Raw genomic sequence first — 12650 nt, forward strand, 5'->3', positions numbered from 1 at the left:
CCGGTTCACCTGGGCCGGTCGAGCCGTTGGATGAGCATGTCCGCCAACCGGCTGCGGGTGGGGGGCGCGGCGTGATGGGTGAGGAAGATCGCGTTCAACAACTGGTCGGTGGCGAGGAGTTCGCTGCGCGACCGTTCCAGGAAGCGGGTCACCAGGTCGTCGCCGACGGTCGCCGCCTCGTCGCCGAGATGGGCGCGGACCACGGTGGACAGCCGCTTGTGGTCGGGGCGGCCCAGCTCCAGGTGGATGCAGCGGCGCAGCAGCGGCGGCGGGAAGTCGCGCTCGCCGTTGCTGGTGAGGATGACGAACGGGAAGGCCCGGCAGCGGATGCGGCCCTCACGGAGCGAGACCTTGGCGCCGTCGTCGGTCAACACCTCGACCTGCGGCTCGCGTTCGGCCAGCCGCTCCAGCTCGGGGATGCCGAACTCGCCCTCCTCCATCACGTTCAGCAGGTCGTTGGGCAGGTCGATGTCGCTCTTGTCCAGCTCGTCGATGAGCAGCACCCGCGGCTTGGCGGTCGGCAGCAGGGCGGTGCCCAGCGGGCCGAGCCGGATGTAGCTGCCGATGCCGCCGGGCGGGGCGGTGCCGGAATTCGCCGCGATCTGGGTGTCCTGGAGGCGGGCGATCGCGTCGTAGCGGTACAGCCCGTCCTGGAGCGCGCTGCGGCTGACGATCGGCCAGTGCAGCACGCGGCCGAGGCCCAGTTCGTACGCCACCGCGTGCGCGAGGGTGCTCTTGCCGGTGCCGGGGCTGCCGGTGACCAGCAGCGGACGGCGCAGGTACAGCGCCGCGTTGACCATTTCCAGCTCCTCCGGGCTGGGCCGGTGCATCTCGGCCATGTGCCGGTACGCGCCGAGCCTGCGGGCGGAGGAACTGTCGGGCCCGGGGCCCTGCTGGACCAGTGGGCCGCCGTCGAAGTCCCGCCAGGGCGGCGGCTCTGGCAGTCCGTCGATGCCGGTGTGCGGTTCTCCCGTGCCCCGGTAGATGAGCCACTCGCCGGCGGGGCTGGCGTCGGTCATCTCACTCACCTCGATACCTCGTCCTCATGGAGTCTCCAACAGCTCGTCGGTCCCCGGTAGGGGGCGAGTCGGATCGTCGTAGAGCAGGGTGATTCCCACCGACCAGAACGCCTCGGGCACGCCCGCGTCCACCGCCGCGCGCAGGACGGCGAGGGCGCGGGGCAGCCGTGCGGCCGTGCGCGCGGCGCGCACCGTACGGTTCACGCCGCGGTGGAAGTCGCCGCAGGCCGTCTCGGGGGCGACCGGTTCCCTGCGCCACACCGCGACCGGGTAGCCGGAGGTCACCAGGCGGTGCAGCTCCTCGGGGGCGGTCGCGGCGCTGCGGCAGAGCGCCGGCAGCGTGTCGCGCGCGCGGTCGCGCAGCTCGTCGTCGGCCGGGAGCGGGCCCGGCGTACCGTCGTCGCAGTCGAACAGGTCAGCGCGCGGCCGCTGTTGGTGCAGGGTGTGCCAACGGCCGTGCCTGGCCTCGGTCACCGCCGGGTCGTCGTCGGGCGGCGCGTCGGTGCGGCGCACCACGACCGGGCGTACGGCGCCGAGCGCGCGCCCGCCGGGGCCGAGCGGCCAGGTCTCGACGGGGAAGCCCACCAGGGCGCCGGGGACGGCCAGTTGCAGCGGCGCCGGGTAGCCGGGCTGGTCGCAGCGGCGGAACACCTCGTCCAGCGGCTCGCGCAGCCGGACCGGCAGGTCGTCGAGCGCGGTGCCGCGGAAGTCCTCCTCGACGCACTCCACTTCGCCGTTCTCCGGCACGACGCAGACCCGCCAGTCGAGGCGGCCCGGCTCCCAGCCGCGCGGGATGATCTCCAGCAGGGCCTCGGGGCGGATACGGCGGTCCGGCCGGCCGCCGGGGCCCGCGTCGGCCGCGGTCGCGGTGGCCGCGTCCGCGGTCGTACCGCTGTCCGGTCCCTGATCGTCGAGGTCCGTGCCCGGGCCGCCGAAGCCGGTGCCGAGGTCGGCGCCGAGGCCGACGTCCGGGTCCGCGCCGAGTCCGGCGCCGAGGTCGCCGGTCAGGCCGCTGACCAGGGTGCCGCGGGCGCGCAGCCGGGCCTTGCGCTCGGTGACCAGGGTGTTGCGGAACAGCCGGGTCAGACCGATCGCGTCGGCGGCGGTGTCCTGCGCCCAGTGCCACAGCACGCGTTCGGCCGCCTCGTCCGCGGCGCGGGTCCTGTCGGCGGTCGCGGCCTGCACCGCGAACCGCAGCACCGCCTCCAACTCGCTGGTGCCGCGCCGCAGGTCGTACAGCAGGCCCAGACCGTCCCGCCAGGCGCGCGGCGCGGTCGGCAGGCCCTGCGCGGGGCTGCCGCGGACCGCTCCGACGATGTCCTGGAGGCTCTTCGCGCTGGCGGGCGGCGGGAGTTGGGCGAGCATCCCGAGCAGTGCGGTGCGCTGGCCCGGGGTCAGGGCGCGGCCCGCGGCGGCGCCGATCTCGCCGTGCGCGTCGGTCCAGGTGACCTCCTGGCCGCCGACGAAGGCGTAACGGTCGGCGTGGTAGAGGTCGTGCGCCGTCATCACGCGGTGGTACAGGTCGGCGGCGGTGCCGGTGGCGGGCAGCCTGCGCAACTCCTGTACGCCGATGGCGAGTCCGCCGTCCTGGCCGGTACGGCGCGCCTTCAGCACCCCGATCACCTCGCCGCGCACGAGGTCCACGACCGGGCCGCCCGAGACGCCGTTGGGCATCTCGTCCTCATTGCCGAGCTTGAGCAGTCCGCCGCTGCCGAGCTGGCCGCTGATGGAGCAGCGGCCGTTGTACGCGACGACCTCGCCGTCCATCGGGATGTGGCCGAAGTACGCGACCTGGTTGGTGGTGTAGCCCTTGGCGGTGCGCTCGGTGAGCCAGACGCAGGGGTGGTCGACGCTGTCCAGCAGCCGGATCAGCGCGAGGTCGGGGGACGGCCAGCGGCCGGTGCCGGTGTGGCCCGCCGGTTCCGCCCACTCCACGACGCCGCTGAGCATGCGGTCGCCGTATCCGACGGAGACCTTGCGGCCGGCCGGGCCGCCGCCGTCACCGCCGCCGCCGTCATTGCCGCCGCCCTCGCCGCTCTGGGCGAGCGCGACGTGCGCGCAGGTGAGCACCCAGTTCGGTGCCACGAAGAAGCCGCTGCCCCGCAGCGGGTAGCCGGGTTCCCGGCCGTGAACGCGTACGGTCGCCTCGCTGACCAGCGGGGTCAGGATCTCGGCGGGGTCGGCGGGCTCGTCGAGCCCGCCGGGACCGCCGAACGCCGTCATCGCGCGCCCCGCCCTAATCGCGGTGCCGCGGCGGCAGCCGTCTGCGCCCCCATCCCACCCCCAGTGACTGATCGTCTCCGAAGGCTAGCCCGCGGCCAGGACCGGCGCGAGGACCTTCGGACATACTCCCTATCCTTGCGGTGTACGTCCCGTCTCGTCCCTCCCGTTCTTCCCCGTCCACCACCGTCCCACCCCGTTCCGGAGCAGATCTTGTACTTCACCGACCGCGGCATCGAGGAGCTCGCCACCCGGCGCGGCGAGGAGGAAGTGTCTTTCGACTGGCTGGCCGAGCGCTTGCGCGAATTCGTGGACCTCAACCCTGAGTTCGAGATTCCGACCGAGCGGTTGGCGACGTGGCTGGCGCGGCTCGACGACGAGGACTAGCCTCCGGCTCGGTCCTTGGTCTTTGTCTTTGCCCGCCCGCCCACCCGTGCGGGTGCTTGGTCGTCTGCGGGTGCCGCCTGTTCGTGGGTCGGTGCCGGTCCGGGGCACCTCCTCGAAATGCGGCTACCTGGTCTCCTGTATCCGGTGCCCTTCTTGTCACCGCATTTCTGCGGGGGCACCCCGCCCCGTCCCCTCCCGGTCCGTCGGCGTCCGACGGTCCGGTGGGGGTGGCCGGGGGAGGGGGTTCTTTTCGGCGTGCCGCCCTGCGCCGGTGCCCCTCCCGGTGAGTCGGAATGCTCGGGCCCTTCCTCCAAGCGCCCAACGAAGCCCCTGCCCACCCCGCCGAAAGGTCGGGGCGCGCAGGGCCCAGACTCCCACCCACCCCCCTTCGCCCACCCCGCCGGGAGGTCGGAGGCGCAGGGGCCGGGCTCCCACCCACCCCCTCCACCACCACCACAGCGGACCGTCAGTCGCCGACGTACCCGGCCCCACCCACCCCCCTCCACAACCCCCACCGGCAGGCGGACGCCGACGAGCGAGGAGGGGACGGGCCGGGGTGCCCCCGCAGAAATGCGGTGACAGGGAGGGTGCCGTATGCGCGGGAGCAGGTAGCCGCATTTCGAGGAGGTGCCCCGGACCGGCACCGACCCAGGCACAAGCGGCACCCGCAGACGAAAAAGCACCCGCACGGGTGGGCGGGCGGGCAAAAAAGACACCACTTGACTTGTGAGCCACGCGATATATCGTGAATGCACGAGACGCGATATGTTGCGTCCCAAGGCGCACCCGAGGAGGGGCACGATGAGCGGCATGTCGTCGGACCGGACCGTGGCGGAGCCGGAAAAGTTCGTGTTCGAGGAGCCCGTCGACACCCTCTGCGTGCGCATCGTCAACGGCGCCGTGAACGTCGTCGGCACCGACGACGGCCCCGCACGGGTCGAGGTCACCGAGATCGACGGCCCGCCGCTGAAGGTGTACCACCGCGGCGGCACCCTCACCGTGACCTACGACGACCTGCCGTGGAAGGGCTTCCTGAAGTGGCTCGACCCCAAGGGCTGGCAGCGTCACGCGGTCGTGACGCTCGCCGTCCCGCAGCACACCAAGGTCGAAGTGGGAGTCGTCGGCGCCGGCGCCGTGATCTCCGGGATCGCCGGGGAGACCAGCGTCCAGGGGGTCAACGGGGACACGACCCTCGTCGGCCTCAGCGGCCCGGTGCGGGCCAACACCGTCGCGGGCAGCGTCGAGGCCCAGTCCGTCTCCGGCAGCCTGCGGATCAACACCGTCTCCGGTGACCTCACCGTGGTCGAGGGCAGCGGCGCCGAGGTCAAAGCGGACTCCGTGAGCGGCAACATGGTGCTCGACCTCGATCCGTCCGCGGGGGCGGACGTCCGGCTCACCAGCGTCTCCGGCGAGATCGCCATCCGTATCCCGGAACCGGGCGACGCGGAGGTCGACGCCAACACCACCAGCGGCCATGTCTCCTGCGCCTTCGACGAATTGCGCGTCACCGGGCAGTGGGGGGCCAAGCGCATCACCGGCCGGATCGGTTCCGGCGGGGCGCGCCTGAGAGCCACCACCGTCTCCGGCGCCATCGCCCTGCTGCGCAGGCCGCCGCTGGAGGACGCGCCCTCGTTCCGGAAGGACATCTGACATGGCGCCCGTCTTCGCCCACGGCCGACTCCGGCTCTACCTGCTCAAGCTGCTGGACGAGTCGCCCCGGCACGGCTACGAGGTGATCCGGCTGCTGGAAGAGCGTTTCCAGGGGCTGTACGCGCCCTCCGCGGGCACCGTCTACCCGCGGCTGGCGAAACTGGAGAAGGAGGGCCTGGTCACGCACTCCACCGAGGGCGGCCGCAAGGTCTACGCCCTCACCGACGCGGGCCGCGGCGAGCTGTCCGACCGCGCCGACGAGATCGCGGGCCTGGAGGCGGAGATCCGCGAGTCCGTCTCCACGCTGGCCGCCGAGATCCGCGAGGACGTCCGGGGCGCCGCCGGTGATCTGCGCCGCGAGGTGCGCGCCGCCGCGCAGGAGGCGCGTACGCCCCCGTCGCCCAAGCACGAGTGGCGCGAGCAGGCCGCGCGCGCCAAGGAGGAGAGCCGCCGGGCCAAGGAGGAGGCGCGCGACGCCCGCCGCCAGGCCAAGGCCGCGCGCGAGGAGGTCGAGCGGATCGCCCGCCAGGTCCAGGAGCAGGTGCAGTCGCACGTACGCTCCGGCGACTGGCAGGCGGGGCTGCGCGACGGTCTCGCCGAACTCACCAAGGAGCTGGGCCGGTTCGGCAAGGGCATGGACGTACCGACCACGCCCTGGGGCGCGCCCGGTACGCCCCCGGTCTGGGCCGACGCCACGGCCGAGCCCGCCCAGGAGACGGAGAAGGAGACGGAGGAGGAGACGGAGAGGGAAGGGGACACGTCGGCGACGTCGGACGCGGACACGGAAGCGCCCGAGCCCGCGGACGACGACACCCCGCCGTCCGCCGACCCCTTCCGCGACCTCGAACGCCTGCTGGACCGCTTCCGCGACGACATCCGCGACTCGGCCCGCGACCTGGGCGTCAACGACACCCAACTGCGCGAGGTGAGGCGCCACTTGTCCGCCGCGGCGGCGCACATCGCGGCGGCCCTGCACCTCCCGCCCACGTAACGCGGGCCGCTTACACGGTCAGCACGACCTTCCCGAACAGCTCCCCGGCGGCGAGCCGTTCGAAGCCCTCGCGGGCGCGGTCCAGCGGCAGTACGGAGTCGATCACCGGCCGTACGCCGCTGGCCGCGCAGAAGGCCAGCAGGTCCCGCAGCTCCTCCTTGGAGCCCATGGTCGAACCGACCACCTTCAGCTCCAGGAAGAAGATCCGGTTCAGCTCGGCGGCGGGCGGATTCTGCCCGCTGGTGGCGCCGGAGATGACGAGCGTGCCGCCGGGCCGCAGCGACTTGACCGAGTGCGACCAGGTCGCCGCCCCGACGGTCTCGATGACGGCGTCCACCCGCTCCGGCAGCCGCGCGCCCGATTCGTACACCGCGTGCGCGCCCAGTTCGAGCGCGCGTTCCCGCTTGGCCGCGTCCCGGCTGGTGGCGTGCACCCGCAGCCCGGCGGCGCGGGCCAGCACGATCGCGGCGGTGGCGACACCGCCGCCCGCGCCCTGCACGAGGACCGCGTCGCCCGGCCGTACCCCGGCGTTGGTGAAGAGCATGCGGTACGCGGTCAGCCACGCGGTCGGCAGGCAGGCCGCCTCCTCGAAGGAGAGTTCCTTCGGCTTGGGCAGCACATTCCAGGCCGGTACGGAGACCCGTTCGGCGAAGGTGCCCTGGTAGTGCTCGGTGAGGATGGAGCGGCGCTCGGTGGGGCCGACCCCGTGACCGGTCTGGCCGATCACGGAGTGCAGCACCACCTCGTTGCCGTCCTCGTCGATCCCGGCGGCGTCGCAGCCGAGGATCATCGGCAGGCTCTCCCGGCCGAGGCCCACCCCGCGCAGCGACCACAGGTCGTGGTGGTTGAGCGAGGCGGCCTTGACCGTGACGGTGGTCCAGCCGGGGCGCTCCGACGGCTCCGGCCGCTCCCCCAACTCCAACCCGCTCAACGGCTTGTCGGCGTCAATACGTGCGGCGTATGCGGCATACATGCCGTCGACCCTACGGTCGGTCCCGGCGCCCGAGGAACCGCCACGGCATGTGACGCTCCGCGCACCCCGGGCCGCGGTCAGCGGCGCGCCACCCCTTCCGCCCGCGCGGCGGCGGCGACGGCCGCGGTCACGGCGGGGGCGACCCGCGGGTCGAAGGGCGACGGGATGACGCACTGCGGCGAGAGTTCGTCGGCGACGACGGCGGCCAGCGCCTCGGCGGCGGCGATCTTCATCCCCTCGGTGATGGCCGAGGCGCGCACCTGGAGGGCGCCCGCGAAGATCCCGGGGAAGGCGAGCACATTGTTGATCTGGTTCGGGAAGTCGCTGCGCCCGGTCGCCACGACCGCCGCGTACTTGTGCGCGACGTCCGGGTGGATCTCCGGCGTGGGGTTGGCCATCGCGAAGACGAACGCGCCACGGGCCATCGTGGCGACCGCGGACTCCGGGACCGTACCGCCGGAGACCCCGATGAAGACGTCGGCGCCGTCCAGCGCGGCCTCCAACGGCCCGGTGAGACCCGCCTTGTTCGTATACGAGGCCAGCTCGCGCTTGACCGGGTTCAGGTCGTCGCGTCCGGCGTGCACGATGCCCTTGCGGTCGGTGACGGCGACGTCGCCGATGCCCGCCTCGACGAGGATCTTGGCGATGGCGACCCCGGCCGCGCCCGCGCCGGAGATGACCGCGCGCAGGTCGCCGAGGGTACGGCCGGTGAGCGTGCAGGAGTTGCGCAGCGCGGCGAGGGTGACGACGGCGGTGCCGTGCTGGTCGTCGTGGAAGACCGGGATGTCCAGCCGCTCCTGGAGCTTGCGCTCGATCTCGAAGCAGCGGGGGGCGGAGATGTCCTCCAGGTTGACGCCGCCGAAGGACGGGGCGAGCCGGACCACGGTCTCCACGATCTCGTCCACGCCGGTGCAGGCCAGCGCGATCGGCACGGCGTCGACGCCGCCGAACTGCTTGAAGAGGATGGCCTTGCCCTCCATGACCGGCAGGGACGCCTCGGGGCCGATGTCGCCCAGGCCCAGCACCGCGGTGCCGTCGGTGACGACCGCGACGACCTGGGACTTCCAGGTGTAGTCGTGCACCAGCTCCGGCTTGTTCGCGATGGCGGTGCAGACCTCGGCGACACCGGGTGTGTACGCGAGCGACAAGTCGTCGGCGTCGCGGACCGGCACGGTCGAGGTGACCTCCATCTTGCCGCCGCGGTGCAGGGCGAAGACCGGATCGATGGGGAACGCGTCGTCCGTACCGCTCATGCCGTCCGCACGGTCGGCGCCGTCCGCACTGTCGGCGCTGTCCGTACTGTCCGCATCGGTCCGGGGATTGACGATCTCCGCTGCCACTTTTTGACCCCTTTGTCTGAATGATGAATGAGGGTACTCCGCCCGAAGGGGGTGGAGGTGGGCTCGGCGTCCGCGTCACCAGGTACGAGTGAGCAAGGTGACGGCCGACGCCAGGCGCGCCGCACGCACGCCATGGGCCCCGGATGAGGGGTGAGGACCCGTTCTACCGGAAGTCGGTTCCGGCGACGAGTGGGAATTGATCGGCATGGCCTCCGCGTGGTCCGGCCTTGGTGTGCCGGCCTGGTGGAGGCCCGGGGATCGCCCGTTATCCGATTTTGACACAACGGGAACCCTGCCCGGGGGTGTCCGGATGGCAAGATGCACAGATCACACACGGTGGCGGTACTCGATGGCGTGTGCCATGTCCACTGCACGACCCCCTCACTTCCGCAGGAGGACACAGCGATGACCGCATGTACGACCCGGCGTTCGGCCGCTCTCACTCGTCTCACCGCGGTCGCCGCCATAGCGGTCGCCGGCACTCTGGTACTGACCGGATGCGGCGACCAGACCAAGAAGGACAAGCCCGCGAACACCGTCACCCCTAGTGGGACGGGGTCCTCGGCGACCTCGGCGGTCGCCCCGCTCTTCTCGAAGCTCCCCCAGAAGTACCAGGACTCCAAGACGATCAAGGTCGGCACGGACGCCTCCTACGCGCCGATGGAGCAGACCGAGAACGGCAAGATCGTCGGCATCGACCCGGACATCGCGGACGCGCTGGCCAAGCAGCTCGGCGTCACCTTCACGTTCACCAACGGCAAGTTCGACGGCCTGATCACCTCCATCTACACCGGCCGCTCGGACATCGTGATGTCCGCTATGAGCGACACGAAGGCCCGCCAGGGCGGTCTGGACGACAAGGGCAAGAAGATCGGCAAGGGCGTCGACTTCGTCGACTACTACACCTCCGGTTCCTCCCTGCTGGTGAAGAAGGGCAACCCGAAGGGCGTCAAGTCCCTGGCCGACGTGTGCGGGCAGACCGTGGCCGTCCAGCGCGGCACGATCTACGACGACGCGTTCGAGGCCCAGAAGAAGGAGTGCGGCTCCAAGGGTCTGACGATCCAGAAGTTCGACACCGACTCCGAGGCGCAGACCCGGGTGAAGGCGGGCGGCGCGGTCGCCGACCTCAACGACACGCCGGTGGCCGCGTACATCGCGCAGAAGTCCGGCAACGGCAACGACTTCGAGGTCGCGGGCTCCCCCGCCGACGCCGGTCCGTTCGGCATCGCGGTCAGCAAGGACAACACGCAGCTCAGGGACGCGCTGAAGGCGGCCATGGACGCGATCATCGCGGACGGCACCTACGCGCAGGTGCTGCAGAAGTGGAACGCGAGCAGCGGCGCCATCGCGTCGGCCGCGATCAACGGCGGTTCCTGACGTGGCATCGGGCACACCGACCCCCTTCGAGAAACCGTCGGGCGACACCCCGCCGCAGGACGCCCCGCCCCGGAACGGGGCGCCGCGGGACCCGCTGCGGAAGGACACACGGCCGGCCACGCCGTACGAGGCCATCCGCGCGGTCCCGGTACGGCACTACGGGCGCTGGGTCAGCGCCGTCGTGGTGGTCGTGCTGCTGGGGTGGCTGGTCTACGCGTTCTCGCAGGGTGATGTCATCTGGGGCACGGTCGGGGACAAGGTCTTCGACCAGCAGGTGCTCAAGGGTCTGTGGCACACCGTCCTGATCAGTGTGTGCTCGATGGCGCTCGGCCTGGTGCTGGGCGTGCTCTTCGCGGTCATGCGGCTGTCGAAGAACCCGGTGACGGGGGCGGTGTCCTGGCTGTACATCTGGTTCTTCCGGGGCACCCCGGTGTACGTGCAGCTCCTGATGTGGTTCAACCTGTCGCTGATCTTCCCGGTGATCAACCTCGGGCCGATCTACAAGAACGACACCGTCGCCGTCATGACCCCCTTCGTGGCCGCCCTGCTGGGCCTCGGCCTCAACGAGGGCGCGTACATGGCGGAGATCGTGCGGGCCGGCATCCAGTCGGTGGACGAGGGCCAGACCGAGGCGGCGCACGCGCTCGGCATGACCGGCGGCAGGACCATGCGGCGGATCGTGCTGCCGCAGGCGATGCGCGTGATCATCCCGCCGACCGGCAACGAGTTCATCAACATGCTGAAGACCTCCTCGCTGGTGTCGGTGGTGCAGTACACCGAAGTGCTGCGCGCCACCTCCGACATCGGGTCCGACTCCGGCGCCGTGATGGAGATGCTGTTCGTGGCCTCCGTCTGGTACCTGGTGCTGACCAGCGTGTTCAGCGTCGGCCAGTTCTATCTGGAACGGCGTTACGCGCGTGGCTCGCTGCGGAGTCTGCCGCTCACACCGTGGCAGAAGGTCATGTCCAACCTGTCCACCCTGCGCCGACCGAAGGTGGCCTGATGAGCGTCCAGCCGATGGTGAAGTCGGAGGCCGTCCACAAGTCGTTCGGCGCCGCGCACATTCTCAAGGGCATCGACCTGGAGGTCGCGCCCCGCGAGGTGTTCTGTCTGATCGGTCCCTCCGGTTCCGGCAAGTCCACCTTCCTGCGGTGCATCAACCACCTGGAACAGATCAACGCCGGGCGGCTGTGGGTCGACGGCGAGCTGGTCGGCTACCGGCAGCAGGGCGACCGGCTGCACGAGTTGCGGGACCGCGAGGTCGCGGCCAAGCGCCGGGACATCGGGATGGTCTTCCAGCGGTTCAATCTCTTCCCGCACATGACGGCGATCGAGAACGTCATGGAGGGTCCGGTCCAGGTCAAGCGCGAGCCCAAGGCGGTGGCGCGGGAGCGCGCCGTACGGCTGCTCGACCGGGTCGGCCTCGGCGACAAGGCGGCGAACTACCCGTCGCAGCTCTCCGGCGGGCAGCAGCAGCGGGTGGCCATCGCGCGGGCGCTGGCCATGGAGCCGAAGCTGATGCTGTTCGACGAGCCGACGTCGGCGCTCGACCCGGAGCTGGTCGGCGACGTCCTCGACGTGATGCGGGGGCTGGCCGAGGACGGCATGACGATGATCGTGGTCACGCACGAGATGGGGTTCGCCCGTGAGGTGGGCGACGCTCTGGTCTTCATGGACGACGGTGTCGTCGTCGAGTCGGGTCATCCCCGGGAGGTGCTGGGCAATCCGCAGCACGAGCGCACGAGGGCCTTTCTATCAAAGGTACTGTGACGCGACGCGGGACCACAAGGGGGTACGGGCCTCGGGCCCGTACCCCCTCCGTCGTACGCCCGGCGTCAACTCCCGCGCGATCAGGGCTACTTGAGGCCGAGCACGAGGGCGTCGCTGGGCGAACTCCACACGCCCCGGGCCTCGGAGAAGCCCGCCTCGCGCAGTGTGCGCGCGTGCCATTCGAGCGGCGGGGTGTCGCCGTCGGCGTGCTCGCCGTAGATCTCGAACCGCCTGGCGGTGGGCTCGGCGAGCACCGGGTCGGCGGCGGCGAGCTGCCACCACTGGCTCCAGTCCAGGGCGCCCTCGGCCTTGGCCCGGTCCATCCGGGCGTGCCGCTGCGCGCGGTCGGCCGCGTTGAGGACGGGGGTCGCCGGGTCCGGCATGTGGTCGGCGTTGAGGAAGACCCCGCCCTCGCGCACGAGTCCGGCGAGCTGCCCGTACAGCGTCCGGAGCGCGTCGCTGTGCAGCCAGTGCAGCGCGGTCGCGGTGAGCACGGCGTCGTACGAGTCGTGCGGCAGCTTCTCGGTCCAGCGCGGGTCCTTGAGGTCGGCGGTCACGAGGGTGACCCTGTCGTCCCCGGCGAAGGAACCGGCCGCGATGGCGAGCAGCGCGGGGTCCAGGTCGACGCCGGTGCTCCTGGCCGCCGGGAACCTCCGGAGCAGCCGGTCCGTGATACTTCCGGTACCGCACGCGAGGTCCAGCACCCTGGGCGCGGTGCCGACCAGTGCCTCGACCATGTCCAGCATCACCCGAAAGCGTTCCTCGCGGTCGGGCATGTACCACTCCTGCTGGCGGTCCCAGCTCCGCTGCCAGTCCTGCCAGACACCCTCCGTCGCCACAGCCACACCAGCCTCCGTTTCGTAATACCCTGATAGCCCGTTCAGCCATTACCGAGACTAGACCGCCCCCAGTAAGGACCACAA

At 71.5% G+C, this 12650-nt stretch carries 11 protein-coding genes; 6 read left to right on the forward strand and 5 right to left on the reverse strand.

Features of this window, described 5'->3' with window-relative positions; all coding sequences use genetic code 11:
- Nucleotides 1-5: 5 nt before the first annotated feature.
- Nucleotides 6-1019 carry a MoxR family ATPase gene (locus tag ACFY9V_RS15590; protein WP_188283451.1) on the reverse strand — a complete coding sequence of 338 codons (1014 nt, stop codon included), beginning with the start codon at nt 1017-1019 and terminating at the stop codon, nt 6-8.
- Between the two features lie 24 nt (nt 1020-1043).
- Nucleotides 1044-3242, reverse strand: coding sequence for a serine protease (locus ACFY9V_RS15595; RefSeq protein WP_391161594.1), 2199 nt, complete (start codon nt 3240-3242; stop codon nt 1044-1046).
- A gap of 210 nt (nt 3243-3452) precedes the next feature.
- Between ACFY9V_RS15595 and ACFY9V_RS15600 the strand changes: the two genes are divergently transcribed.
- The 3 genes from ACFY9V_RS15600 (at nt 3453) to ACFY9V_RS15610 (ending at nt 6267) form a co-directional block, all read left to right on the forward strand.
- Nucleotides 3453-3626 carry a DUF6104 family protein gene (locus ACFY9V_RS15600; protein ID WP_355347247.1) on the forward strand — a complete coding sequence of 58 codons (174 nt, stop codon included), beginning with the start codon at nt 3453-3455 and terminating at the stop codon, nt 3624-3626.
- An 801-nt stretch (nt 3627-4427) separates the two neighbouring features.
- Nucleotides 4428-5276 (forward strand): DUF4097 family beta strand repeat-containing protein, encoded by an 849-nt coding sequence (locus ACFY9V_RS15605; RefSeq protein WP_391161595.1) that lies wholly within the window; start codon nt 4428-4430, stop codon nt 5274-5276.
- A gap of 1 nt (nt 5277) precedes the next feature.
- Complete coding sequence (locus ACFY9V_RS15610; RefSeq protein WP_391161596.1) at nt 5278-6267, forward strand: helix-turn-helix transcriptional regulator; 990 nt, start codon at nt 5278-5280, stop codon at nt 6265-6267.
- A gap of 10 nt (nt 6268-6277) precedes the next feature.
- On the opposite strand, the gene ACFY9V_RS15615 is transcribed toward ACFY9V_RS15610, so the two are convergent.
- Nucleotides 6278-7240 carry a zinc-binding dehydrogenase gene (locus tag ACFY9V_RS15615; protein WP_391122423.1) on the reverse strand — a complete coding sequence of 321 codons (963 nt, stop codon included), beginning with the start codon at nt 7238-7240 and terminating at the stop codon, nt 6278-6280.
- 77 nt (nt 7241-7317) lie between these two features.
- Complete coding sequence (locus ACFY9V_RS15620; RefSeq protein WP_391044811.1) at nt 7318-8493, reverse strand: malic enzyme-like NAD(P)-binding protein; 1176 nt, start codon at nt 8491-8493, stop codon at nt 7318-7320.
- A gap of 492 nt (nt 8494-8985) precedes the next feature.
- On the opposite strand from ACFY9V_RS15620, the gene ACFY9V_RS15625 reads away from it, so the two are divergent.
- The 3 genes from ACFY9V_RS15625 (at nt 8986) to ACFY9V_RS15635 (ending at nt 11727) form a co-directional block, all read left to right on the forward strand.
- A complete protein-coding gene (locus ACFY9V_RS15625; protein ID WP_355347262.1) occupies nt 8986-9957 on the forward strand; it encodes an ABC transporter substrate-binding protein in 972 nt (323 codons plus the stop codon).
- Nucleotides 9958-10051: 94 nt separating this feature from the next.
- Nucleotides 10052-10960, forward strand: a complete 909-nt coding sequence (locus ACFY9V_RS15630) for an amino acid ABC transporter permease (protein WP_355347404.1) — start codon at nt 10052-10054, stop codon at nt 10958-10960.
- Nucleotides 10960-11727: an amino acid ABC transporter ATP-binding protein gene (locus tag ACFY9V_RS15635; RefSeq protein WP_355347265.1), complete on the forward strand. Its 768-nt coding sequence runs from the start codon at nt 10960-10962 to the stop codon at nt 11725-11727. The genes ACFY9V_RS15630 and ACFY9V_RS15635 overlap by 1 nt, the downstream gene beginning before the upstream one ends.
- A gap of 86 nt (nt 11728-11813) precedes the next feature.
- Here the strand turns inward: ACFY9V_RS15635 and ACFY9V_RS15640 are convergent, their stop codons facing one another.
- On the reverse strand, nt 11814-12572 hold the full coding sequence (locus tag ACFY9V_RS15640) for a methyltransferase domain-containing protein (protein ID WP_391161598.1): 759 nt from the start codon (nt 12570-12572) through the stop codon (nt 11814-11816).
- Nucleotides 12573-12650 lie beyond the last annotated feature (78 nt).

Source organism: Streptomyces sp. NPDC008317 (assembly GCF_042955955.1).
Classification (GTDB): Bacteria; Actinomycetota; Actinomycetes; order Streptomycetales; family Streptomycetaceae; genus Actinacidiphila.

Bases quoted from the DNA above. Each gene is read 5' to 3' on its own strand.
- ACFY9V_RS15590 (WP_188283451.1), bottom strand. From the start codon at position 1,019: ATGACCGACGCCAGCCCCGCCGGCGAGTGGCTCATCTACCGGGGCACG.
- ACFY9V_RS15595 (WP_391161594.1), bottom strand. From the start codon at position 3,242: ATGACGGCGTTCGGCGGTCCCGGCGGGCTCGACGAGCCCGCCGACCCC.
- ACFY9V_RS15605 (WP_391161595.1), top strand. From the start codon at position 4,428: ATGAGCGGCATGTCGTCGGACCGGACCGTGGCGGAGCCGGAAAAGTTC.
- ACFY9V_RS15610 (WP_391161596.1), top strand. From the start codon at position 5,278: ATGGCGCCCGTCTTCGCCCACGGCCGACTCCGGCTCTACCTGCTCAAG.
- ACFY9V_RS15615 (WP_391122423.1), bottom strand. From the start codon at position 7,240: ATGTATGCCGCATACGCCGCACGTATTGACGCCGACAAGCCGTTGAGC.
- ACFY9V_RS15620 (WP_391044811.1), bottom strand. From the start codon at position 8,493: ATGAGCGGTACGGACGACGCGTTCCCCATCGATCCGGTCTTCGCCCTG.
- ACFY9V_RS15625 (WP_355347262.1), top strand. From the start codon at position 8,986: ATGACCGCATGTACGACCCGGCGTTCGGCCGCTCTCACTCGTCTCACC.
- ACFY9V_RS15635 (WP_355347265.1), top strand. From the start codon at position 10,960: ATGAGCGTCCAGCCGATGGTGAAGTCGGAGGCCGTCCACAAGTCGTTC.